Below are 26,068 nucleotides of genomic sequence, written 5' to 3' on the forward strand. Positions count from 1 at the left end.
AGCGCGACGTGGAATGTTCCACGTCGCGCTTTCTGTATGTCTGTATCCGTAACAGGCTGATATCAGAACTCGAGAATCATCACCTTCCGTGGTTCAAGCTGTGTGTCGTCTGTCAGCGACACGGTTCTGTCCGTCAGCACGTCCTTGGCTTCTGTGTTGTTTCCGATCACTTCGGCATAGCGCTTTACGGCAAACACTGTTGTCCTGCCGGTGCCGTTGACCACGGTCATTACGTTTTTGCTGTTGTATCGGCGTGCTATGACATAAACTCCGTTGTAAGGTATGAACTGTGTCTGTGAGCCCTTTGTTATCACGTCGTTTCCCTGTCGCCAGTGGAGCAGACGGCTCAGCCACGTGAACATGGCGTTCTCTTCCGGCGTGCGGCCTCCGGTGGTGAAGGCGTTGTGGTCGTCGCCGGGAAATCCTCCAGGGAAGTCCTTGCGCACGTAGCCGTCAGTTTTCTCCTTGGTGCCGTTCATTAGAATCTCCGTGCCGTAGTACAGCTGCGGTATTCTTTTAACGGTCAGCAGTATGGCCATTGCCTGTTTGAGTGCCGCTGTGTCGCGTCCGTTGCCGAGGAAGCGGTCTGTGTCGTGGTTCTCGACGAATGCCATCACGCTCGACGGATCGGGATAAAGATAGTCGTAAACGAAGTTTTCGTAGATACGGTTCATACCGTTGCCTGAACCGTCGGTGTCCTCGTACTTGGCCTGATTAATCTTTGCGTGGAAGCTGAAGTCCATTACTGTTTTCAGATAGCTGTTTCTTTGCGATATTTTCGAGTCTTTCTGCCATGCGGCCGTATATGGCGGATCGCTTACCCATGTCTCTCCCACGACGTTGAAGTTGGGATATTCCTCGTCCATCGTTTTCATCCACAGAGCCATCGCGCCGGCGTCGGCGTAAGGATATGTGTCCATGCGTATGCCGTCTATACCTACTGTCTCAATCCACCATATGCTGTTCTGTATGAGATATCTTATGACATGCGGGTTCCTCTGGTTGAGGTCGGGCATAGACGGCACGAACCATCCATCGACTGTTTCCTTGAGATCGATAGCGCTTGCATAAGGATCTACGGTAGGTGTCAGTTTGTAGGTGGTCTGCATATATTTTCTGTTCACTTCGGCTTTGGTCTTATCTTTTCGGTCGTAAAGCCATTCGGGAGTGTTGAGCCAGTCTTTCGATGGCATGTCGTTTATCCACGGATGTTCGAATCCGCAGTGGTTGAATATCATGTCCATTACGATTTTCAGTCCCTTGGCGTGGGCCTCGTCTGTCAGCCGGTAGTATTCGTCGTTTGTTCCGAAGCGCGGATCCACGCGGTAGTAATCGGTTGTGGCGTATCCGTGGTATGATCCTCCGGGTGAGTTGTTCTCAAGTACCGGCGTGAACCACAATGCGGTCACGCCCAGCTCCTTGAAGTAGTCGAGGTGGCGGCGTATGCCTTCAAGGTCGCCGCCGTGGCGCTGGTTGGGCTGCGAGCGGTCGGTCTTGTAAGGGTTCATGCCTTTTATGTCGTTGTTGTCAGGGTTACCGTCGGCGAAACGGTCGGGCATGAGCATGTATAGCACGTCGGCGTTGGTGAATCCCGTGCGCTCCTCACCGCGTTTCTCGCGTGCCTTCAGTTCGTATTTTACTTTCTTTACTGCCTTGCCGTTCTTGAAGTTGAGGGTCATCTCTCCGGGTCTCACTCCTTCGAGGTTGAGATAAACAAGCAGATAATTTGGACTGTCGAGGCGCACTATACTGTCGATTTTCACTCCGTCATAGTCTGTTGTAACGTAGGCCTGGCGTATGTTTTCACCGTAAACCATGAGCTGTAACGAGGTGTTTTTCATTCCGACAAACCAGTTTGCAGGGTCTATACGGTCGATTTTGACTGCGGCGTGGATTGTCATGACGCATAGAATCAGACTTAATGGTAAAATAATTCTTTTCATGGGTATTTTGATTATTTTAAAGTAAATCACGTTGACTGTTGGTGTAGTGGCGGGTCGGTGTTGCTGTTGGGGCGACGCGTTTCATAAAAAAACGTGGATGCGGACATACGGTTTGTTGTTTATGTCTCTATGCCTGCATCCATGTTTGTCGGATTGTGTTTCGGCGTTTCCGTCTTCTGTTAGTTTCATATCATCATCGACAGAGCGCGGTTCTCGGCGCGTTCCATTATCTCACGCTCGCCCGGTCCCTTGTCATTGATGCCGCAAAGGTGCAGAATGCCGTGTATGATTACTCTGTGCAGTTCCTCCTCATAGCTTTTTCCGAACTGCTCTGCGTTGGAGCGCACGGTGTCGAGCGAAATTACTATGTCGCCGCTTACGATGTCGTCCTCGTCGTAGTCGAAGGTTATGACGTCTGTGTAATAGTCGTGTCCCAGATATTCGCGGTTCACTTCGAGTATCTTTTCATCGTTCACGAACATGTAGCCCACGTCACCCACGCGCTTGCCGTAGGTGGCGGCCACAGCCCTTATCCATGAGGTGACGGCTCTTTTCTTTATTTTCGGCATTTCCACGCCGTCGGTATTATAAGATATCATAGTCTGGTTTTTAATAAATTTCAATATGTTGCGTATGGCCGTGCTGGTTTGTTCCGCCGGCTCAGTCGTCAAGGTCGCCCTTACGTGGCAGCAGTGACGATACGTCCTTTCCGAAGTGCGACAACTCTCTTACCACCGTAGAACTCACGCTGTCGAGTCCCGGTTCAGCCGGAAGCAGTATTGTCTCCACTCCGGTGAGCATGCGGTTGATGTCTGCCTGTTCGCGTTCGGCCTCGAAGTCTCTCACGCTGCGCACTCCCTTCACAATGTATGCCGCGCCCATGGTGCGTGCGAAGTCGGCCGTGAGTCCCGAGTATGTCATCACCACCACGTCCTCCTCATCCTCGAAGAGTCGTTCTATGGCTTCCTTGCGTTCCAATGGTGTCATCATGCACTGCTTGTGTTCGTTCACGCCAATGCCTATTATCAGTCTGTCGAACAGTGGCAACGCACGTTTCACTACCGACATGTGGCCGATGGTGAACGGGTCGAAACTGCCTGCGAATAGTCCTGTTTTCATTAGTCAGCTGTCGTTTGATATATATTGCAAAAATACATATTTTCTATGAAACACGCCAAATTAAAGTGGCTTTATGTTAAGTGAAATCAGATTTTTGCAGTATCTTTGCATATGATATAGCTGCACTCGGGAAATTGAAAAATGGATATTCTTTTCGCTTTCCATTTATTTGCGTTATTCAGCATACATCATTAAACGACAGCGATTATAATGACAGACGATTTTGACATAAGACAGGAAGGTGCGGTCTCGGGCGAAAAGGAGTTCGAGAACGCACTGCGTCCGTTGCGCTTCTCCGACTTCAGCGGCCAGCAGAAGGTGGTGGAGAACCTTGAAGTGTTTGTCGAGGCTGCCAAATATCGCGGCGAGCCGCTCGACCATACGTTGCTGCACGGTCCTCCGGGATTGGGAAAGACCACTCTGAGCAATATCATTGCCAACGAGCTGGGCGTGGGATTCAAGCTCACCAGCGGTCCGGTGCTCGATAAACCCGGCGATCTGGCCGGCATACTTACATCGCTTGAGCCGCGCGATGTGCTGTTCATCGACGAGATACACCGTCTGTCGCCTGTTGTCGAAGAATATCTGTACTCGGCAATGGAAGACTATCGCATTGATATAATGATAGACAAAGGTCCTTCGGCACGCTCGATACAGATAGATCTCAATCCGTTCACGCTTGTGGGAGCAACAACCCGCAGTGGTCTGCTTACGGCACCGTTGCGCGCCCGTTTCGGTATAAACCTGCATCTGGAATATTATGAACCGGAGACGCTCGTGAAGATAATACGTCGCTCGGCAAGCATTCTGAACGTGCCCATCGACTACGATGCAGCCGTGGAGATAGCAAGCCGCTCACGCGGTACGCCTCGTATAGCCAATGCGCTGCTGCGTCGTGTGCGTGATTTTGCGCAGGTACGCGGCACCGGACGCATCGACACGGCAATAGCAAGCATGTCGCTCGCCGCGCTCAACATAGACCGTTACGGTCTGGACGAGACGGACAACAAAATACTGCTCACCATTATCGACAAGTTCAGAGGCGGTCCGGTGGGTGTCTCTACCATTGCCACGGCCATCGGCGAGGATGCCGGTACGGTGGAGGAAGTATATGAGCCGTTCCTCATAATGGAGGGATTTATCAAGCGTACGCCGCGTGGACGTGTGGTGACGCCGCTTGCCTACGAGCATCTCGGCCGCAACCCTTACAAAGGAAACATCATGGAGCCGCATCTGTTCGACTGAGAACAGTGTATGATAAATAGAGAAATGCCCGCGGAAGATGTTTGAATTCTTCCGCAGGCATTTCGTATGTGGTGAGGTTATGTTTTTTTATTGCGTCTTGGTTCTACTGTGTTGTTTTTCGTGTTGTTGTTGCATAGGCAGCATGATTGTCGCCTTATTCCTTCTCGAATGTCTTGCTTTTCATTCTGTATTCCATTGGTGATATGCCTATTTGTTTTTTGAAAAATTTGCAGAATGCAGCTTGGTCGGAGAAACAAAGACGTTCGGATATACTTCTAACCGACATTCTGTCGTCTTCTAGAAGAGCCATAGCCTCGTGTGTTAGCTCGTCACATATTATGTTGTGTGGAGTCTTTCCAGTAAGTTCTTTCACCATTCTAGCCAGATGCTTGGGTGACACGTTGAGTTCCTGGGCGTAGAATCCTATGCTGTGTTCGCGTGCAAAATGCTTTGTGACGAGCTTCATGAAATTAAGTGTTGCAAAGTCCTTACGGCTCAGCTTTGTTTCCGGTTTGTCTTTTGTTTGTGAAGAAGCCATTATGGCATTGCCCAGTTCCAGACAGAAACTTTTGTAGAACAGCTCGCTCAGTTCCTTATGATAAAAATGTTCTTTGTTGGCTACGGCTGAAGCAAGCAGGGTTAGCTGTTGTTCAATGATGGCTGTGGATTTCGGCGACAGCGACATGTTTTTCGTTATTATAGGTTTACCAAGATGGTCGAAAGGCACTGGCCGCATGTTCTTCAGCGACTGTCGTGCAAATTCGAAAGTCACCATTACGCACCACGCCCTAAGACTGCTGTCGCAGCGTTTTATATGTATTGTTGTAGTGTCTATGCAGTCGAAGAACATGCCGCTTCCGGCTATGCACTCCTCTCCATTGAGTAATATGTCCATTTCCCCGCTGCACACCATCATGAAGATTCTGCTGTTGTTTATCGTAACGCCCTCAAGTCTTCTGAACTCTTTGGGATTGACGATGAGAATGTGTTTGTTGACATAACATGCCGGCGGAAATTTCGGCATCAGTTCCTTTGTTGTCATAATGTGTCTTTTTGTTGTCTCAGTATGATACCCATACCGTATGCTGAAGTGTCTTTATGTTTGTTTTTGTGCAAAATGTATGTGCAAAGATAAATATAAGTGTCCTTTTTAGACAATTATGTAAGATAAATAGACATACTAATTACAAATTTGTCTTAATAATGTCTTATATGAACAAATCATTAATCCCATTTTACAAGAGACCGTAATTCTGTGTGGCTATTTTTGCGGCGTTAATAACACAAATACAAAAGAATGATATGAAACTGAGATTGATTTTGATTCTGTGCAGTCTTTCGTTTTTGACTGGTTGCCGCAACGGTTCCGACGGAAAGATTGCTTCAGGAGGTGACTATCCGCTCATGACGCTTAAGACGGAAAACCGTACATTGTCCGTCAAGTATTCAGCTGTGACGGAAGGTCGTCAAGATGTAGAAGTACGTCCGCAGGTTTCCGGAAAGATAATGGAAGTGCGCGTTAAAGAAGGTGCACGCGTGCGTAAGGGACAGGTGCTGTTTGTGATAGACCAAGTTCCTTACCGTGCGGCTGTTACAAAGGCCCGTGCATCTGTAGCCACGGCAGAAGCCAATGAGGCTACATCAAAGCAGACACTGGAAGGCAAACAGTCGTTGTATGCAGACAAAGTTATCTCTGACTTTGAACTACGTACGGCACAGAACAGTTATAAGAGTGCGCTGGCAGCCTTGAACCAGGCAAAGGCTGAACTGACCGATGCATTGAACAATCTGTCTTACACCGAAGTTAAAAGTCCGGTGGATGGATATGCTGGTATGACGTCGTTCCGTGTTGGAGCACTGGTTGACGCTTCAATGACAGAGCCGCTCATACGTGTGTCGGACAATTCGGTGATATATGCATACTTTTCTCTTACCGAGAAACAGGTGCTCTCTCTCACATCTCAGTATGGTTCACTTGACAAAGCGATAAGTTCTTTTCCGGAAGTGTCGCTTGAATTGAGCGACGGGTCGGTGTACGACAAAAAAGGCAAGGTAGATGTGCTCAGTGGCATCGTGGACAAGACTACCGGAACGGTGAGTGTGCGCGCCGTGTTTGAGAACAGCGGACGCAGGATAATGAGTGGGGCCCAAGTGAATGTGGTTGTGCCTTACGACCGCCGCGGCTGTATCGTGATACCTCAGGAAGCCATTTATGAACTTCAGGACAAGGTGTTTGTATATAAAGTGATCCATGGTAAGGCGGTTTCGACACCGATAAAAGTATTTGAAATAAACGATGGAAAGGAATATGTGGTGGAAGAAGGTCTTCGGCAGGGAGATGTGATAGTTTCAGAAGGTGCTGGACTGCTGAAAGACGGAACGGTGGTGAGTTCTTCCGAAACCCAAAAAAGATAAATAACCTATGAAGCTTCAGAAATTTATAGACCGTCCAATCTTGTCGATGGTCATATCGGTGGTGATACTTGTCGCCGGGTTGATAGGACTTTACGCGCTGTCAGTGGAGCAGTATCCTGACATTGCACCGCCGACTATAAGTGTCTCAGCCACTTATAGCGGCGCCAATGCGGAGGCTGTGCAGAAAAGTGTGATAGTGCCTTTGGAGGAGTCAATAAATGGTGTGGAAAACATGACCTATATGACTTCTACGGCCAGTAACACTGGTAGTGCGCAGATAACGGTGTATTTCAAGCAGGGCACAGATCCGGACATGGCTGCTGTGAATGTGCAGAATAAGGTATCGACAGCGACATCGCTGTTGCCGGCAGAGGTGACGAAGGGTGGTGTGACGACGATGAAAAGACAGAGTAGCATGCTGATGATATTTGGTCTGTACAGTCCTAAGGGCACTTACGACGAAACATTCCTTACCAATTATCTCAACATCAACGTGAAGCCGCAACTGCAGCGTATATCAGGAGTGGGCGAAGTGAATGTCATGGGTGGCGACTACGCGATGCGTATATGGTTGAAACCGGACGTAATGGCCCAGTACGAACTTGAACCCTCGGATGTGGAGGTCGCGCTGTCAACTCAGAACATCGAGGCTTCGATAGGTTCGATAGGTGAAGATTCTAAAAATGTGTATCAGTACACGCTGAAATATCGTGGACGTCTTGAGAAGGAAAAGGAGTTCGAGGATATTATCATCAGATCCTATGATGATGGAAGGGTAGTGAGGCTGAAAGACATCGCAACTGTGGAACTTGGCTCTCAGAGCTATACATACACAGGGGCCGTGAACGGAGCGCCTGGCACGACATGTATGATAAATCAGACGGCAGGTACTAATGCTAACGAAATAATAACCAGCATAAACGAGTATCTGGAAGAGTTGAAGTCGTCGTTGCCAGATGATGTGGAGGTGGTGGAACTTATGAGTACGAAGAACTTCCTTGATGCATCTATAAACGAAGTGATAAAGACTTTGCTTGAAGCCATTGTATTGGTAGTGCTGGTGGTTTATGTGTTCTTACAGAATCCACGTTCAACTCTCATTCCTACTATAAGCATCTTTGTTTCTCTCATAGGAACATTTGCGGCGCTTTATGTTGCCGGATTCAGCATAAACCTGCTCACGCTCTTCGCTCTTGTGCTTGCCATCGGAACAATTGTGGATGATGCCATAATTGTGGTGGAGGCAGTGCAGACTCGTTTTGATGAAGGTTATCGCTCGGCATACAAGGCTGCTGTTGACGCTATGAGCAACATATCTTCGGCCATCGTGACTTCAACACTTGTGTTTATGGCAGTGTTTGTGCCTGTGACGTTCATGGGAGGCACTTCGGGTGTATTTTACACCCAGTTCGGTGTGACAATGGCCGTGGCTGTAGGCATATCTGCTGTAAACGCTCTTACGCTCTCACCTGCGCTGTGTGCTCTTATATTACGTCCGAACGAGGAGATTGTGGATGGTCGCCGTCCCGAATTTTCCACACGTTTTCGTATGGCCTTCGACGCGGCTTTCAGTCGTATTGTCTTGAAATACAAGAAAGGTGTAAAATTCTTTGTCAAACGCAAATGGATTGCCTGGACATCATTGGGTCTTGTCTCTGTTTTGTTGTTCTATCTGATGTCAACAACGAAGACCGGCCTTGTGCCGTCGGAGGACACCGGCTCAATATTCGTGAGTCTTGATGCTCCGGCCGGTAGCACGCTTGCAGAGACAGCCGAGATAATGGGGCGTGTGGAAAAAGAATTGAAAGAGATACCACAGATAGAGAATTTCAATAAGGTGGCAGGCTTCGGTATGGGTTCCGGAAGTGGTGCTTCTCATGGTATGTTCATCGTGAAGCTGAAACACTGGGATGAACGTAAGGGCAAGGAGAACAGTGTCGATGCCATAAGTAACGAGATTTACCGTCGTACGGCTGGTATCAAGAATGCCACCATATTTGTGTTCTCACCGCCTATGATCGCAGGCTACGGTACTGGTAACAGTTTTGAGATGTATATACAGGACCGTAGTGGCAAGGGAACGGAAGAACTGAGCAAGGTGACTGACGATTTTATTGTGGCGCTCAACAAGCGTCCGGAAATAAAGATGGCATTCACATCATTCAGTTCGAAATTCCCGCAATACAGGGTTGACATTGACGAGGTTCAGTGTCAGAGAGCTGGTATCACGACAGAAGATGTTATTAATACGTTATCAGGATATTTCGGAAGTATATATGCTTCAAACTTCAATAGGTTTACAAAGCTCTATCGTGTGATAATACAAGCTCCGTCAGACAGCCGTAAGAATATGCAGGCTCTTGATAACATTTATGTAAAGACGTCTGGAGGAATGGCTCCGGTAAGCCAGTTTGTGACATTAACCAAGACTTATGGTTCGGAATCGTTGACGAGATTTAATCTTTTCTCAGCCATCAACGTACAGGGTATGCCTGCCGACGGCTATAGTTCGGGTGACGTCATAAATGCAGTCAAGGAAGTGGCGGCGCAGGCTTTGCCTACGGGTTACGGTTACGAGTTCTCAGGTATGACGCGTGAGGAAGCTCAGATGGCTGGATCTCATGATACGGTGATAATATACTGTATATGTGTGCTTTTCATATATCTTATCCTGTGTGCTCTTTACGAAAGTCTGTTTGTACCAATGGCCGTCATCATGTCTGTGCCGTTTGGACTTGCAGGAAGTTTCTTTTTCGCCCGTCTCTGGGGACTTGAGAATAACATTTATCTCCAGACCGGTTTGATAATGCTTATTGGGTTATTATCAAAGACTGCTATTCTCATAACTGAATATGCCACGGAACGTCGCAGAAACGGAATGTCACTTTCGCAGGCGGCCATAAGTGCGGCATCAGTGCGTTTCCGTCCTATATTGATGACAGCCCTTACAATGGTATTTGGCATGTTACCGCTGATGTTTGCCTCTGGTGTGGGAGCAAACGGCAATCGATCGCTCGGAGTAGGCGTGGTGGGCGGAATGCTGATCGGTACAGTGGCTCTGCTATTCATAACTCCGGCTTTCTTCATCGTATTCCAGTATGTGGAGGAACGTGTGATGGGTAAACGTAAAAAGGAAAGAAAATTATGAAAAAAATACATTGTGTATATTTGATGATTTGCTGCTTTGTGATTAGTGGCTGTGGTATTTACGGCACGTATCAGCGTCCCGATGGTCTGCCTGTTGACAGTCTATATCGTGATGCCGTACAGGAATCGTTGAAGACGACTGATACGTTTTCGCTGGGAAGTATGCCTTGGCGGCAACTCTTTCAAGACGGACACCTTCAGGAACTGATAGATTACGGTTTGTCCAACAACACCGATCTGCTTGTGGCCATGTTGCGTGTGGATCAGGCTCAGGCCCAGCTTAAGGCTGCCAAACTGGCTTTTCTTCCGTCATTTTCACTTTCTCCGCAAGGTTCTCTGACATCTATTGACGGGAACAAACCTTCGAAGACTTATGAATTGCCGGTTGAGGCCAGCTGGGAGGTTGATCTATTCGGTAACCTTCGCAATGCTAAAAAGGGCAGTCAGTCTTCACTATTGCAACAGAAAGCTTATCAACAAGCAGTACGTTCGCAACTGATAGCAATGATAGCCATTGACTATTATGCTCTACTTTCGCTTGACAGCCAGATAGAAATAAGCAGTTCGACACTTGATATATGGCGTGAGCAGGTGCGTACCATAGAAGCTAAACTGAAAGTGGGAGAGGAAACTGAAAATGCACTTACGCAGGCACGTGCAAATGTATGTGAGCTTGAGGCTAAGCACAACGACCTGTTAAGGCAGCAACGTGAGGCGGAGGATGCTCTGTGCACATTATTGGGTATGACATCACGTCATATTGAACGAGGCCGGCTCTGCGATCAACGGATGCCAGAACAGCTTGGCATAGGGCTGCCTGTAAGTCTGTTGTCGAAAAGACCTGATGTTGTGCAGGCAGAAATGACTCTCGCCTCGGCATACTATTCTACAAATCAGGCAAGATCTGCTTTTTATCCGAGTTTGACATTATCGGGAAGTGCAGGTTGGACAAATTCGGCAGGACAGGCAGTGATGGATCCGGGAAACTGGATTCTCTCGGCATTGGCATCGCTCACCCAACCGATATTCAATCGTGGAAAACTGGTATCCAATCTGCGTGTGGCTAAGGATGAACAACAAATAGCATTGATCGAATACAAACAGACGTTGCTTGATGCCGGGCAGGAAGTGAACAATTATCTGTATGCGGCTGAGTCAGCACAGCGCAGTGTGGAGAGTCATAGCAGACAGTGTGAGGAACTTGAACGTACGGTGGTGACTTCTGAGAAACTGTATCTTACGGGTAATGCCACTTATCTTGAACTGTTGTCTGCACGGCAAAGTCTGCTTAACGCACGTCTCAGTGTGATAACAGATATATATACACGCTGTGAAGCAATAGTGAATCTTTACAGCGCCTTAGGTGGCGGGTGTGAATGATGAAAATCCTTTTTTTAATTTTCATAGCAGTAGGTTCGCAGTGTATTCACTGCAAGGGGCTGTACAGGAATTCCTGTACAGCTCCGATTTTATTATGTCGATGGATATTATATGCCGTTAATACCTTTAAGTCGGAACATTTCAAAATCTTCATCGTTCATACCGGTTTTGTCAAGTGTAACAGGAAGGTTGTGATCGTTGAGATAGTGGCGGCGCCCGGAGAAGTAGTGTCTGCTTGCCACCGACAGGCTGTCGCGACGGTATTTTGTCTTTATACCTGCAAGATGGAGCATTGTGTGGAATGTTGTAACACTGTTTTCAACGTCTTTTGTCCTGTTGGTCGTCAGACTTTTTGTAATGTTTGGGAATTCTGTTATATAAGACTGTGATGTCCATACAATGAATGGCACGTGAAGATCGTAGTATGAAGGCACGGGCGATGCGTGCAGGAATAGCTTGCGACTGTCGTCGAAGATGTTCTCACCATGGTCGGATGTGTAGAGCATGGCCGACATTGCGCCGCTTTTTCCGAGCATGGATATTATTTCGGCAAGCAGACGGTCGGTCTGTCTTATGGTGTTGTCGTAGGCATTAATGAGCTGTGGACGGTTGACTGCTTTTGCCTCTGTGGCATTGTCTGGTTTGAAGAATGCCATGGATGCTGGGTAGCGTTCGCGATAATTGAAGTGCGAGCCGTACGTATGAATGACGATAAATAGCTTTTTATGGCCTTCTGACAGCTTTTTTGCTATGAGCGGTAGTAATTCTTCGTCCGGAGTGTTTGATGCGCCCTGCGGCCCGTTTTTGATAAATTTCCAGTCGTTCGCTTCCATTCCGAAGATGTCGATGAATGAATGATTGGGTTTCTGATTGGAGAAGAATGCCGTGTGGAAGCCTGCTTCGCGGAAGGCGGTGATGATGCTGCGCTCACGGTAGATGCGGTCGTAGTTGCTGGCGTCGGCGGCAGAAAGCAACATCGGAACGCTTTTGTGTGTTGTGTTCGACTGTGTGAGAGCATGGTTGAAGGCTGTAAGCCCGGGTATGTGTTTCATGAGTGGAGTGGTGTCGCGGTTGTAGCCATAGATGCCGAAGCTGGCGGCACGCGCCGTTTCGCCAATGACAAGAACATAAACCTCGCTGCTGTCTGCAGGATGTACGGAGCTGGCATTGAAGGAGAATCCTGCTGATGTCTGCTCATATTTTGCCGTGGCATTGGAGCGCTCTATTGCAAGTACGAGATTGTAGCACACATTGACGGGATAGATGTCGTTCTCAGTCTTGAAATATTTGTCTGTGAAAATACAGACATTAAGACTTATCACTCCGACAACAATACCGATGACACTGTATTTGCGCTGTGCTTTTATGAATGTTCCGGATAGTGCGCTACGGGCTTTCATCGAGCATATGGCGAATACGAGTAATGGAAGGTATACCACAATGACGCCTGCTACAGCCGGAAGCAGATTGTTGAGCAGTTCGGTGGCTTCACCGGGATTGGTGGTCACAAGGTTGAGAAACATGTCGACCGCGATGACCGAGCGCCCAAATAGGTAGAGTAATACCATCTGGAATGCGGCGAAGAATATTAACGGAAAGAGTATCCATACCATTTTCCCGGTCTTACGGCTGAGAGTCATCAGAAACCAATAAACCGCGACAGGAAGGATAACATTTGCGATGCGTGTGGTAAACGATACACTTTCGGTGAACGCAAGTACAATGTTTGGCAGTGCCAGAGCTATGATAGTGGCTGTGAACAGCACGTGCGGTGACGTGCAGATATCGTATGTTTTTTTAAAATGCTTCATTTATATTGAATATGAATCCTGACTGTCCGCCTTTGCCGAATCCGTAATCAAGGCGAACGTTAACGTCTTTCTTGAATTCCCAACGGTAGCCGATGCCGAAGTTGGGCAGTACATGAGACATTCGCATGGAGCTGAATTTGTCGAATACAGTTCCGGCTCCCACCCATGCCACGACACTGTTGCGCTTCCAGATGTGCTGGCGCAATTCGGCCTGTGCTTCTATTTTGTGCTTGTCGCGATAGCGTCCTTCGTAGTAGCCACGCATGGAATAGGAGTTGCCGAGCAATGCCATCATACCCCATGATGGGTTACCGAAGTTGAACTGACTGCGCATGTCTCCGGCTATTACGCCTCCTTTCCAGACGCGACGGTAGGCGTTGAAACGCAGGTCTGTTGTGGCGAAGGCATGGTCGTTGCCGAGAAACTTCGGACGGAAACACTGTGAAAGATTAACATAAAATCCACGTTTGGGATTTGTGGTGACATCACGAGAATCGTAAACGAATGTAAGACCAACTCCTGTGTTGCGTGTGATACGGTCCATTCCTTCAAGAAGTTCCGGTTTTTTGATATCCTTTCCTTCTATGAAATCGAATGTCAGCATTGGACCTATGTATGTATTTGGAGCGACCCTAAACATGAAACTTGCTTTGGCTTGTGCCTGCCAGCGTTTCATGTCGGTTTCGTTGTCATCATTGTTGCCGTTGTTATAACCGATGCCCCAGTATTTGCATGGGAATGAGTAAAAATACAATGTGTAGTCCAGACGATATTTGTCGTGTGGGAATATGTGCAGTCCGCGTACTCCGAGCATGTAGAATCCTACGGTAGACACATCGCCGAAGAGACTCATGTTGGACGGAGGCAGTATGGTATCGTTGCGGTCGGTACGGTATAGTCCGGCCGCAACGAGTCCGAGACCAAGTTGTGTGTCTGTGCTATAATGCGGTCCTCCTATGATGCTGAAATCGAATTTTTTGCTGTAGTCGGTTTTGTTCGCATCATTGAAGTAGTTAAGAATCTTGTTTATGAATCCTTTTTTCTTGGCAGTACTGTCTGCTATGACTGTTTTGACAGTATCGTTTTCGATATGCTTGAGGTTGTCGGCAGCCAATACTGGTATTGTAAAAAGAGCTGTAAGCGCGAATGATATAAATAATTTCTTCATTGTGCCTGCATGTGTAAAAAAATATATATCTGTCAATAAACAAGTTTCACATTATCAACCCAGAATGTGTTTCCTGGCGTTCCTATGTAAGCTCCTCCGTGACTTGAAGAGAATTGGAGTGCAAGATGAGTCGGCTTTTCGTCTGCATCAGCCCAACCGGTTTCTCTCACAAGAACACTTTTTCCGTGACTGTTCTTTGCGTAGTCACATTGTCTGAGGCCCATGAGGTCGGCATTGTATTTCGGATTGTTTCTTATGTCGCCGTACATTATTTCGTACGTGGCGCCGTTTACCCATCCTCCGGTACTTCTACCGTATCTTACAACCATTGTTCCTACGCGTTTTGCCGTTATGTTTCCCTTAGCATCTTCTGTTCGTTTCTGAAGAACAAGTACAGTTATAGCGTAGTCTTGTCCGGGAACGCTTGATGGCTTGCTGAATCCAGTCTGTTTTATTCTGTTTTTTGCACCGGATACAGCTACCCGATAATCATATTTTATAGCTTTTGGTCTTTCTGTAAACGGGATACCCCAGTTGAGGCTTTTGGGGCCGTCCTTAGTACTTGTAATAGGTTCTGTCATACTGCCGAGGAATAGTGAGCCTGCGGCAAGCACATTGATGTTCATAAGACCTAACACTTTCACGCTTTCTATGTGTGTTGTCATCTTGGCACAATAGCCGCTGTCGTGTTTGTCCCTGGTTACTGAACAGTTTGTCTTTACCACTCCCATAACCTTTGCCATAACGTTTGATGTGGCCCATGGCGAGTTACCCGTGTTATGGTATGGCTTGTTACCGTTGATTGTCTGATTCGGTCCGATTTCATACAGAGTTTTCGTGTTTCCTCCAATAACAGCCGATTCATTAATGTTCCGGATTACCCAATGATTCATGTCACCGAATGGTATGAGCTTTTCCTTATTCTGAGCCGTAACGGAACTTTGCGGTCCGAAAAGAATAGCTGCTGCAAATACCACAGATGACAGTTGGCTTTGATTCATCATTTTATCATTTTTAGTGAGTTGCAGACGGCAAATATAGGTTAATTAATGGAAATGAGAAAACCAAAATAAAGAAATCAGTTTTTATATATGCATATTTTATACATATTAACAAATGGCGCTTTTTATTAACGAAAAGACGGCTGTGTGGTATTTATCACCACACAGCCGTCTTCAAATAATGTATTTATTTATTATTTCACAGCTATTTTCATGGTTCTTGTGCCTGTCTTGACAATGTATATTCCAGGACTGACATTTACGGATGTACTGTTTTTGCTGATTATGGATCCGTTTACGGTCAATATTTTAACTTGTGATGGGTCTCCGTCTATAATGATACAACCGTTACCTGCATGTACGTTAACATTTTCGGATGTTGTTGTATTGATGCCTGTGGACACATTGTTGAATGTGACTTCGCCTTTATTCATATCAAATACCACATCGTACCAACCCGGAGCAAGCAACCATTTGCGATCGCCGTAGTATCTGGTGCAGTGTGCGGTTTCACCGGCTTGCAGCACTTTAAGATCCTCGCTGCTACCATAACGGCCTTCATCCCAATTGTTGTCTCTTTTGTGCTGGTATGTGGCAAATATGGTGGCTTCGGCGTAATCTGGATTATTGACACCTTCAAGCAGGTGTACAGTGCCTTTGTATACACCGCCTCCGACATGTGGAAGGGATTTTCCGCGAAGGCCCCAATATTCTTCATAATTGGTTCCTACAAGGAAAACCTCAGGCATCCATGCGATGTTTTCGATATCAAGAGGAGTGATTTTTACGGTCATGGCCTTTAGATCCACATTTACAAAATATTTTCCTCCGTTGGTTTGATAGAGATTTTCCGGTTTTGAATATTCTTGTAGTGGACCTTCGCATATGGCTGGTGTAAGAAATCTTTCAATGTTGCTGTATGGACATGAAAGAATGCGATTATCATCATTGCCGTAACTGAAAAAGAGGTCACTGCGGTTGCCGTAGAAGTCGCTGCTGTCTTCGTTTGACGGATCAACGTCCACAGTACCTTCGTATTTGCCATCGCCGACATGATTGAGAGGATAGTTCTTTGTCGGATTCCATGCCGATTTGTCGGCCAGTCCGCCACGACAATAGAGTTTGTCCGGCCAGTTGTCTTGTGCTGTGATGTGCATGCAACATAGTGTCATGGTCACAGCTATGAGGGATTTCAGAATGTATTTCATATCATTTTATTGTTTAATATTCCGTTTGTTATGTTTCAGATTATTACTTTACGTACAGTGTTTCCATTCTTGTCAGTTGCTTTTACAATGTAAATGCCCTTTTCGGATATTTTTATTGTAACGTCTGTTCCTGTTTGTCTTGTAATATGCAGACCTGATGTATTGAACACATCTACAGTCAGATGCTCATTTCCTTTTACAATAATGTCATTGCCTTGTAAAGTGATTACTGGTGCAGAAGCATTATTGTCTGTAGATGTTATGCCTGTGGGCTCTTCAGTGCCAAGGTATTCACAGTTGAAAGACTGTAGGAAAATGTTTACAGTAACTTTGTAATATCCGTCTTTATCAATAGCCCATTTATAATCATCTGGACAGTTTATCATCAGTTGCGATGATGTTGTTACATCTTCATCCTGTGTGTACGGATGCAGGCTTTTGGGCCCCCAATCATTCTGTCCCAGAATTTTGAAACGTTTTGGTTCTACGTTTTCTGGTCTGTTTTTCAGTTCTCCCACCCAAGTCCATGTGTAAGGGTCGTTTTCGTCCTGAACAAATGCAGGAGCTTCGCCAGCTTCCCATCCACATTCTACACATCCTCCAGCTATATACAGTTCAAGCCAGGGTGAAAAAAGTTCTCCGCTGACCTTGCGTGTTGAGGTATTTACGGTGAATTTGTAACGGTCGTCATCGAACAGTACAACCCATCCCGGATCGGATGCATCGGTTGATGTCGTATATGCCAATCCGTTGCTGACAATGTTTGAGTCAACGTAACGTGGAGTGAGATATATTGTATTGTCATTCACACCTTCTGTGTTTATTATCTTTACTTCGCCGTCAACGAGTTTTCCTGCAAATCTGAATTGATTGTCAGGAAATTTCTCGAGTTGCTGTAAGCCTCCGGGAACTGCGCTACCTGTTATCCATAGCTGGTCATAAGCTTGCGCGTATATTGCTGCATGTGATATGATTGCTGCAAATATTGATATTATATGTTTCTTATTCATTTTCTTTTTGTTTGATTGTAGTAATGATGTGTTTACTTTACTATCTTGCGTGTTACGGTCTTGCCGTCAGCCGTGATGCGGCAGATGTATGTTCCGTGTCCAAGGGTTGACACGTCTGTAGAGAGACTGTTACAGTTGTTTCCTGTTGCAGAACATGTTTCGGTACCGTTTACAGATACAATTTCCAGTTTTGCGTTCTTTGCAATATTGGCAAGATATGCTGTCACAGTTCCGGTTTGTGCGTCGTATTCTATAGATGTTGTTCCGTTTTCAGTACTATTGATTCCGGTGAGATCATTCTGCAGCAGGGCATATCTTAGTTCGATAGATGTTGCTGCGTCGCATGATGTGGTCGGTACGTTCACGATAACAGTTCTGGTTTTGTTGTCAAAACTCCATGTCTCGGATGGTGCATCAAAGCCGTTTATGATAACCTTCTCCGGTTTCTCACAGCCGAGGAATTCTATTCTGTAAGCCCTTTCATCGAGCATTCCAGGATAAACACCTACACGTGCACCTATATTGAGCACCACGCTTTGCGCGTTTCTTGTCTGTGAGAATTCAGTACGTGAGAAAACTCCTTCTTTGTAAAGTTCTGTATCGCCTTCATCTTCATAAAGTGAATATGTTCCATTGTCTCCGGGAACCACTTTGAGTATTAATGTAGATGCTTTTGTGGTAACGCTTTTCTGTGGCGGGTTGTTTACGATTATGCTTCCTGCCTTATAGAAATAAGGAATATCTTCCTGACCGTAAATATCACTGAAAGTCACATTACCGTCCATCAATTTGGATCTGCATACATTCCACCATTTGCCTTCCGGCAGCCATACTGTACGTTTAACTGTTTTGTCTGCGTCAGCGCGTGTTACGATGGGAGCGACAAGAATGTCATTGCCGAACATGTATTCATCTTCGTACTTATATGCATTTGCATCTTCCGGATTATCGTAGTACAAAGGTCTGCACATGGAAACGCCTGTATCGTATGCTTCACGCGCAGCTGTATATATGTATGGAAATAACGCATAACGCAATTCTACGGTTTTGAGCAATGATGGGAAGTTTTCATATTTCCATATACGACGTTCTATGTTTTCCCAGTTTGTAGCATGTGTTCTGAATATAGGAGAGAAAGCTCCGTACTGCATCCATCTGAGATACAATTCAGGATCATTGTCTCCTGGTTGATTATGTCCGCCGAGGTCATGTCCCCAATATCCGTATCCTACGTTTGAAGCTGTAGCTGTGAAATATGGCTGGAAGGCAAGTGTGGGGAATGTTGAGTATGTGTCACCAGAAAAACCTATCTGATAACGATGACTGCCGAGTCCTCCCCATCTGTGGAATATCACAGGACGATGTTCCGAACGATTGAGGCGCATGTCCTCATAGAATACATGATTACACCAGAAGGTTTCACCCAATCCTTCCATATTGTTGTTGGTAAGATGCTGTTGCCAGTCTATCCACCAGAAGTCAACGCCCTCACTTTCACGAAGACGTATGATGTTTTTGAACATGGCTTTGTAGAAATTGTAGTCTTCCAATTGCCATGGTATGTTGGTTGTCGATCCAGGGTCTTTCCCAAGATCAGCGCACATCTGTGCGAAGTTGTCTTCATAATCGTTTACGCCGTCAGCCGGATGCAGATTGAGCGAAACCTTAAGTCCGTGCTGATGCATCCAGTTTATAAGACCTTTTGGATCGGGGATGAGGCTTGTGTTCCAGCTCCAGCCGGTCCATCCGTCTTTGTGCCAGTCCATGTCCATGATCATTATGTCCAATGGAATTTTGTTGTTTTCAATATCCATTGTAATATCCATGAAGTCCTGTGCTGTATATCGTTGGTATTTGCTGTACCAGTATCCAAACACGTAATTAGGCGGCATCGGTATTCGTCCGGCAATTTTTACATAATCACCGAGAGCTTTTTTATAATCATGACCATAGCAAAGGATATACCAGTCAGTCGCAGACTCATCTGCTAATAGTTGTACCCAGTCCATTCCTCCTTCTTCCATTGGTTCAAAAGCAAAGGTACGGCTGCCGTCACCACGTTTTGCTTTAGCTGATTCGTCTATAAGAGCCCATCCTCCTCTTGACAGAATACCGTTTTCGAGTTCACTACGTTTTGAATCACCACGTGCGCCGTCAAGTGTACGTGTTGTACCTTTAAGATTAAGTGCATCGTCTTTTCCTGGATACCATACGATATCATGTCCGTTCATATTGAATGTAACGCTGAGGAACTCGGGTCTGTTAAGCAGTGTTGTCGGATTACTGCCGATTCTGTATTTAAGCGTCAGAGCTTCCGTTTTTATATAAAGATATCCGCCATCTTCGTTTGTTGTGAATGCAGGTACAGGCAGTTTTCTGTTGACAATGGCGAATGTTGCCCTGTCTTCAAAAATTTTCTTACTGCTGTACTGGATTCGGATCATCTGTGGAGTGAGAACCGTGAATCTCATGTTTCCCGACTGTACTATTGCTGCGGGATCTGCTACAGGATCTAGTGTCTCCTGTGCATTTGATTGCATTAAGGTTAATAATGCAATTAAGAATGTAAACAGGTACTTCATTAAAAATAGGTTTTGGTTAATAATTAAGTAGTTTTTTATATTTTGATATTTTTGTTATCTGTTTATTATGTAGTCCGGATTTCTGTTTAAGGTGAAGCTTATAGCTTGCATGTGAATTTATAATTGTGTTGTTCTTTGTGTTTTTAGAATTACTAAGGATTTGTTTTTCAGTCCTGCGGAGATGGTATGTTCCGCAGGACTGATATTTTTATTTCGAGATAATTTCCACGGCTTTCATAACAATGTGGTTGCTTGTGTTGATCACTTGGAAATATTCGCTCATATCCCATAGATCACGTGCCACAAGAGCCTTCATTTGTAGTTTCAGTTGTGGAAGTGTCTGTTTCAGTTCATTCTCGTCTTTAGGTTTTATTTTGTCCTTCTCCGCCTCTTTCAGCATGTCGTCAATCACACTCTGAGGTATCTCGAACTCTTTGTTGAACTGTTCGAATGAGGTGTATTTCTTGCGCAGTGCGTTACGGTTGTTGTCAACGTATTTCAGGTTTGCGTTGATTATGTAGCTGCGTGCGCTCAGTTGACGGTGAAGCGGTGTGTATTGTGTTGTGTCCAATGGCACAAAATAGTCCGGCATAATGCCTCCGCCTCCATACACAGTGCGGTGCTTGCGTAATGTCTGATATTTCAGGGAGTCTGCAAAATGTATGCTGTCAGCACTATACAGTTCACCGTGCCTGAACCGTTTTTCTATATCCATGGCATATTCTTCGTTGTCTCCTTTCTGGTATGGCTTCTGTATGCATCTGCCTGCTGGAGTGTAATAATGTGCAATAGTAAGACGCATCATTGAACCATCAGGAAACTCTATAGGCCTTTGAACAAGTCCTTTTCCGAATGAGCGTCGTCCGACGATCTCTCCACGGTCCTGGTCTTGTATTGCACCACTAAGAATCTCAGCTGCTGACGCTGAATATTCGTTTACGAGCACAATTACCTTCCCGTCGAGTAGTTTACCGTTTCCTCTTGCGCGATACTCTTCTCGTTTTGAAGTACGTCCCTCGGTATATACAATCAGATCTTTCTTTGCCAGAAACTCATTTGCCACGAGCACAGCCGCCTGCAGATATCCTCCGCCGTTGTCCTGCAGGTCTATTATTATGTTTTTCATGCCGTGGCTTTTCAGAGAGTCCACACATTCCATGAATTCCTTGTGTGTGGTGGCTCCGAAACTTCCAATACGTATGTATCCTGTTTCCGGTGTTATCATGTATGAGGCATCGAGCGTTTTCACCGGAATTTTGTCGCGAGTCACTATAAATGTCAGCACATCGTTTATGCCTCTTCTGACTATTCCCAGTTTCACGTCCGTACCGCGTTTGCCTCTCAAGCGTTTCATTATCTCCTCACGGTCCATCTTCACTCCGGCAATGGTGGTGTCGTTCACGCTCACAATGCGGTCGCCTGCCAGTATTCCCACTTTCTCAGACGGTCCGTTCGACACGGGCTGTATTATCAGTAACGTGTCCTCCACCATGTTGAACTGCACACCAATGCCTTCAAACGAACCTTGCAGCGATTCCTGCATCGATTTTGTTTCTTTTGCCGTGGTGTATGACGAATGCGGATCGAGTTCCTTCAGCATTCCTCTTATTCCGTCTTCCACGAGCTTTTGTTCGTCAACGCTGTCCACGTAAAGATTTGTGATTGCCATTTCGGCTATCTGTATTTTACGCATCGGGCTATTCTCTCCGAAGTTCAGCCGTATCTGTGCTTCCATGTCGGTTATTGCAGAAAAGCACAAAACGGTGGCAACGGCAACAGCTTTTGATATTATGCTCATAGTGTTTGTGATGTCGTTTTTATGTTTCGCGGTCCTACCGTGTGTTTTTAGAAGATATATGTATTTCTTATTTCAAAGCTGATCTTCTGGCAGATCTTCTTCTACTACAAGATTGTCGATTATGAAGTTCTGGCGCTCCATGGTATTCTTTCCCATGTAGTATTCCAGCAGTTTCTGCACCTGGTCGGTCTTATGCAGCGTAACCTGTTCGAGTCGCATCTCCGGTCCGATGAAATGTGCAAATTCCTCCGGTGATATTTCTCCCAGACCTTTGAATCGTGTAATCTCCGGATCCGGTCCGAGCTCGCGTATTGCTTTCAGTCTTTCTTCTTCGCTGTAGCAGTAGCGCACAACGAAATCCTTTTTCTTTTCAGTCTTTGTCAGCTTGCTGTCTGCCTCGGCCACGATGGTCTTGTTCTTTATCTTCGAACGCTTGTTTCTCACTCTGAACAGAGGTGTCTGCAATACATACACATGTCCTTTCTTGATCAGATCCGGGAAGAATTGCAGGAAGAAAGTTATGATCAGCAGGCGTATGTGCATACCGTCCACATCGGCATCGGTGGCAACAATCACCTTGTTGTATCTCAGTGAGTCGAGTCCGTCTTCTATGTCGAGCGCAGCCTGCAGCAGATTGAATTCCTCGTTCTCGTAAACGATTTTCTTTGTCAGTCCGAACGAGTTCAATGGTTTTCCTCTCAGTGAGAATACAGCCTGCGTGTTTACGTCACGGCTTTTTGTTATGCTTCCGCTTGCAGAGTCACCCTCAGTGATGAATATCGAGCTTTCTTCCTTGCGGTCGTTCTTGGTGTCCGAGTAATGTATACGGCAGTCGCGCAGCTTGCGGTTGTGCAGATTGGCTTTCTTTGCCCTTTCGCGCGCCAGTTTTGTCACGCCGGCCATTGCCTTGCGCTCTTTCTCGCTTTCCTGTATCTTCTGCTGCATCACTTCTGCGACATCGGTGTGTATGTGCAGATAGTTGTCCACTTCGGTTTTTATGAAGTCGCCCACATACTTGTTTATGCTTACACCGCCTCCCGGTTCCATTGTCAGCGAACCGAGTTTTATTTTTGTCTGGCTTTCAAACATCGGTTCCTCTACGTTTATGGCAATGGCTGCTACCAGTCCGTTGCGTATGTCGGCATATTCATAGTTCTTGCTGAAGAACTCCTTTATTGTGCGCGCTATGTGCTCCTTGAATGCGCTCTGGTGTGTTCCGCCTTGTGTGGTGTGCTGTCCGTTGACAAATGAGTGGTATTCCTCGCCATACTGATTGGTATGTGTGAATGCAATTTCGATGTCCTCACCCTTCATGTGTATGATGGGGTAGAGGCCGTCGTTTGTCATTGTGTCGTTCAGAAGATCCTCCAGACCGTTACGGCTTAATATCCTGTGGCCGTTGTGCATTATGGTCAGGCCGGTGTTCAGGTAGGTGTAGTTTCTGAGCATTGTTTCCACATAATCGTCGTGGAAAGAATAATTCAGAAACAGCGTATTGTCCGGTTCAAAGAATATGTATGTGCCCTGTTCGTCGTTGGTGTCTTCTGTTACGTCGTCAACAAGATTTCCTCTTTCGAAGGTCAGTTTCCTTACCTTCCCGTCACGATACGAGTGTACTTCGAACTTTGAACTGAGAGCATTCACTGCTTTTACGCCCACACCGTTCAGACCTACGCTTTTCTTGAACGCCTTGGAGTCGTATTTTCCTCCGGTGTTGAGCACACTTACGGCTTCCACGAGTTTTCCCTGTGGAATACCACGGCCGTAGTCGCGCACGCTCACTCTCAGATTGTCCTCAATGTCGACTTCGATGCGTTTGCCGGCGTTCATCTTGAACTCGTCGATTGAGTTGTCTATCACTTCCTTGAGCAATACGTAGATACCGTCCTCCGGAAGCGAACCGTCACCCAATCGGCCGATGTACATGCCCGGTCTGGTGCGGACATGCTCCATGTCAGACAGATGTCTGATGTTTTCGTCCGTATATTCTACGGTTTGTATTAATTCGTTTTCGTTTGTTTCTGGCATGTTCTTGTTTTAGTCAATGACGGGATGTTTCCTTTTTCAGGAAATCTTTTTCACATAACATTTCCTTCTTTTATGCATTACGGGATTCAGAACCTCCCATTGGCTTTGTACGCCTTCGTTTGTTTCCATTTCAACCTGACTCTCGCCCCATTCAAATCCGTATTCCTGATATCTCGGAATAAGATCGGCGAACATTAGCGCGTTGGTGCCTTTGTTGCGGTATTCGGGCAACACACCCATGAGCAGCAGGTCTACGATGTTTGTCTTATGGTATTTAATGGCCCTGAGCAGATGCCACCATCCCGTCGGAAGCATGCGTCCCCGTTTGCATTTCTGCAATGCTTTCGACAGTGAAGGTATTGTTATTCCCACTCCAACGAGTTTCTTGTCGGCGTTCCAGTCCTCCACGAGAGTTATGAGGTTAAGGTCGGCCAGCGGCAGATACATTTCCACATACTGGTTTATCTGTTTCTCGGTCAGTTCGGAGAAACCGTAGAGATCCTTGTATGTTTCGTTTATGAGTCTGAATATTTTCTGTCCGTATCCCTTTTTGAATATGTCGGCACGTGTCAGTTTCTTTATGTGCAGATTATATCTTTTCTGTATCATCTGCGCAATCTTCGCGTATTTCTCCGGCACTGTATCCGGTACGTAAAGTTTGTATTCCACATATTTGTTGTCAACTTCGAAACCTCCGAGTGTCTCCATGTGTTTCGGATAATATTCGTAGTTGTATATTGTCGGCATCGTTCCGAGTTGGTCGAAGCCCCATGTCAGCATTCCTTCCGGATCAAGGTCGGTGAATCCGAGTGGTCCTACCATTTCCGTCATTCCTTTGTCCCGGCCGTAGTCTTCAACTGCTTTCAGCAGTGCGGCCGACACCTCCATGTCGTCGATGAAGTCTATCCATCCGAACCTTACACGTTTCTGCTGCCATTTTTCGTTGGCGCGGTGGTTTATTATTGCTGCTACGCGTCCCACCATATTGCCGTCCTTGAATGCCATGTAATATTCGGCTTCGCAAAACTCGAATGCCGCATTCTTGTCTTTTCTCAGTGTATTGACATCATCGGTGTACAGGTTTGGTACATCGTAGGGATTTCCTTCGTAAAGGTCATAGTGAAATTCAATGAACTTTTTAAGGTCATACCTCGATTCCACTTTCTTTATTTCTATGGATGACATTGTTTATTTTTTTATTTTATACTGAAAGTGCAAAAGTACTGAAAATCATGCTAATTACAAAAAATATGCCACATATTTATGATTATTTTCAACATGAAGCCCTGCGGGTGTATTCCCTTGTTACGGCGTTTCGGATATTATCACGAACCGTCCGTGTGCATGCTGGGTTGCGGATGCTGTCTGTGGCAGTTGTTATGCCGCGTTCCGGAGCTTTTCGTGGCGGCATATTTAGTCGTGCTCATTCTGTATCAGCAGAATCCGGTGGGATTGGCTCAGATGAAAAAATGTCGCGCTTTCAATTCCGGACAGGCGTTGCGGCATACTGAAGGAAGGGAAACCACGAGGGTATTCCACACCCTATGCTTCGGGTGATTTTCTGTCTGAGTTTTCTGTTCTACCCCAAAAAATAAGAGCGAATTTGCGGGCAGACTCTCCGTCGGACGCAAATACGCGAAAAATGAGAGCTTTACGCAATTTGTTGAATATCAATGATTTGCGTTTAAGATGGCTTTTCCGGCCGTACAAAATGCACCGTTTCGGCACGTGATATGGCCCATATCAGGGCCTGAAACGCACGATATCACACCCTGATATAGACCAAACCGGAGGCTGAAACAGGCATAATCGGAATGTAAGATTAATTATCCGGCATTCCATGGCAGGGTATGCGGCAAGATGCTCCGGACCGGAACGGGCTTTATCTTGTTGTATTTAACATTTCTTCACATCTCTTTTGCGATTTTATTTTGTCAAAAAAAAGTCAAGAAAATCCGTGTGCCCGCCGCTTGAGTTTTCTTTAAAAATGCAGGTATGGCGCGTGACGAAACACACGGGAAATATATTCCGGTTTTGCGTGATGATTTATAGTCCGTGGTAAGGTGGATTTATCATCACTTGAGGAAACGTGCTGTTATTGTTTATTCTATTCTGAGTTGTAAGTAAGTTTTCCGGTATTATATGGTACTTCATGAATAAAAACACTCACCGCAGAATTTATACCGAAGCCTCGTTATGTCGTTCATGCCGTT

The 26,068-nt window shown here is 46.0% G+C and carries 18 protein-coding genes; 5 read left to right on the forward strand and 13 right to left on the reverse strand.

Annotation, left to right across the window (positions count from 1 at the left end; all coding sequences use genetic code 11):
• Positions 1-62 precede the first annotated feature (62 nt).
• The 3 genes from WKT13_RS02200 to coaD form a co-directional block, all read right to left on the reverse strand.
• The gene (locus tag WKT13_RS02200) at positions 63-1,943 is read right to left on the reverse strand and encodes a glycoside hydrolase family 13 protein (protein ID WP_340322631.1); all 1,881 of its coding nucleotides are present in this window, start codon (positions 1,941-1,943) and stop codon (positions 63-65) included.
• A gap of 185 nt (positions 1,944-2,128) precedes the next feature.
• Entirely contained in the window at positions 2,129-2,542 is a 414-nt protein-coding gene (gene ybeY, locus WKT13_RS02205) for an rRNA maturation RNase YbeY (RefSeq protein ID WP_298618964.1), read from the reverse strand.
• A gap of 61 nt (positions 2,543-2,603) precedes the next feature.
• Complete coding sequence (gene coaD / locus WKT13_RS02210; RefSeq protein WP_298618963.1) at positions 2,604-3,062, reverse strand: pantetheine-phosphate adenylyltransferase; 459 nt, start codon at positions 3,060-3,062, stop codon at positions 2,604-2,606.
• A gap of 210 nt (positions 3,063-3,272) precedes the next feature.
• Here coaD and ruvB point away from each other — a divergent pair, with 210 nt between their 5' ends.
• Positions 3,273-4,307, forward strand: a complete 1,035-nt coding sequence (gene ruvB / locus WKT13_RS02215; RefSeq protein WP_340322632.1) for a Holliday junction branch migration DNA helicase RuvB — start codon at positions 3,273-3,275, stop codon at positions 4,305-4,307.
• 154 nt (positions 4,308-4,461) lie between these two features.
• On the opposite strand, the gene WKT13_RS02220 is transcribed toward ruvB, so the two are convergent.
• The gene (locus tag WKT13_RS02220; protein ID WP_340322633.1) at positions 4,462-5,349 is read right to left on the reverse strand and encodes a helix-turn-helix domain-containing protein; all 888 of its coding nucleotides are present in this window, start codon (positions 5,347-5,349) and stop codon (positions 4,462-4,464) included.
• A gap of 260 nt (positions 5,350-5,609) precedes the next feature.
• Here WKT13_RS02220 and WKT13_RS02225 point away from each other — a divergent pair, with 260 nt between their 5' ends.
• The 3 genes from WKT13_RS02225 to WKT13_RS02235 are packed head-to-tail and all read left to right on the forward strand — an operon-like array spanning position 5,610 to position 11,249.
• The gene (locus tag WKT13_RS02225) at positions 5,610-6,722 is read left to right on the forward strand and encodes an efflux RND transporter periplasmic adaptor subunit (RefSeq protein WP_340322634.1); all 1,113 of its coding nucleotides are present in this window, start codon (positions 5,610-5,612) and stop codon (positions 6,720-6,722) included.
• Positions 6,723-6,729: 7 nt separating this feature from the next.
• Complete coding sequence (locus tag WKT13_RS02230) at positions 6,730-9,870, forward strand: efflux RND transporter permease subunit (protein WP_340322635.1); 3,141 nt, start codon at positions 6,730-6,732, stop codon at positions 9,868-9,870.
• Positions 9,867-11,249: an efflux transporter outer membrane subunit gene (locus WKT13_RS02235; protein WP_340322636.1), complete on the forward strand. Its 1,383-nt coding sequence runs from the start codon at positions 9,867-9,869 to the stop codon at positions 11,247-11,249. Before WKT13_RS02230 ends, WKT13_RS02235 begins: the two co-directional genes overlap by 4 nt.
• Before the next feature lie 107 nt (positions 11,250-11,356).
• Here the strand turns inward: WKT13_RS02235 and WKT13_RS02240 are convergent, their stop codons facing one another.
• The 9 genes from WKT13_RS02240 to WKT13_RS02280 all read right to left on the reverse strand — a co-directional run bounded on the left by WKT13_RS02240 (position 11,357) and on the right by WKT13_RS02280 (position 25,040).
• On the reverse strand, positions 11,357-13,060 hold the full coding sequence (locus WKT13_RS02240; RefSeq protein WP_340322637.1) for a phosphoethanolamine transferase: 1,704 nt from the start codon (positions 13,058-13,060) through the stop codon (positions 11,357-11,359).
• A complete protein-coding gene (locus tag WKT13_RS02245; RefSeq protein WP_340322638.1) occupies positions 13,047-14,228 on the reverse strand; it encodes a BamA/TamA family outer membrane protein in 1,182 nt (393 codons plus the stop codon). Before WKT13_RS02245 ends, WKT13_RS02240 begins: the two co-directional genes overlap by 14 nt.
• Before the next feature lie 32 nt (positions 14,229-14,260).
• Entirely contained in the window at positions 14,261-15,229 is a 969-nt protein-coding gene (locus WKT13_RS02250; RefSeq protein ID WP_340322760.1) for a PCMD domain-containing protein, read from the reverse strand.
• A 194-nt stretch (positions 15,230-15,423) separates the two neighbouring features.
• Positions 15,424-16,437, reverse strand: a complete 1,014-nt coding sequence (locus WKT13_RS02255; RefSeq protein WP_340322639.1) for a hypothetical protein — start codon at positions 16,435-16,437, stop codon at positions 15,424-15,426.
• A 35-nt stretch (positions 16,438-16,472) separates the two neighbouring features.
• Complete coding sequence (locus WKT13_RS02260) at positions 16,473-17,447, reverse strand: T9SS type A sorting domain-containing protein (RefSeq protein WP_340322640.1); 975 nt, start codon at positions 17,445-17,447, stop codon at positions 16,473-16,475.
• Positions 17,448-17,479: 32 nt separating this feature from the next.
• On the reverse strand, positions 17,480-20,029 hold the full coding sequence (locus WKT13_RS02265; RefSeq protein WP_340322641.1) for a TIM-barrel domain-containing protein: 2,550 nt from the start codon (positions 20,027-20,029) through the stop codon (positions 17,480-17,482).
• Between the two features lie 208 nt (positions 20,030-20,237).
• A complete protein-coding gene (locus tag WKT13_RS02270) occupies positions 20,238-21,764 on the reverse strand; it encodes a S41 family peptidase (protein WP_298619204.1) in 1,527 nt (508 codons plus the stop codon).
• A 135-nt stretch (positions 21,765-21,899) separates the two neighbouring features.
• The gene (locus WKT13_RS02275) at positions 21,900-23,855 is read right to left on the reverse strand and encodes a DNA topoisomerase IV subunit B (protein ID WP_340322642.1); all 1,956 of its coding nucleotides are present in this window, start codon (positions 23,853-23,855) and stop codon (positions 21,900-21,902) included.
• 36 nt (positions 23,856-23,891) lie between these two features.
• A complete protein-coding gene (locus WKT13_RS02280) occupies positions 23,892-25,040 on the reverse strand; it encodes an N-acetyltransferase (protein WP_298618939.1) in 1,149 nt (382 codons plus the stop codon).
• Here WKT13_RS02280 and WKT13_RS02285 point away from each other — a divergent pair.
• Complete coding sequence (locus tag WKT13_RS02285) at positions 25,034-25,366, forward strand: hypothetical protein (RefSeq protein WP_340322643.1); 333 nt, start codon at positions 25,034-25,036, stop codon at positions 25,364-25,366. The two genes, WKT13_RS02280 and WKT13_RS02285, sit on opposite strands and share 7 nt — an antisense overlap.
• Positions 25,367-26,068 lie beyond the last annotated feature (702 nt).

It is taken from the genome of Prevotella sp. HCN-7019 (assembly GCF_037890215.1).
Lineage (GTDB): Bacteria > Bacteroidota > Bacteroidia > Bacteroidales > Bacteroidaceae > Prevotella.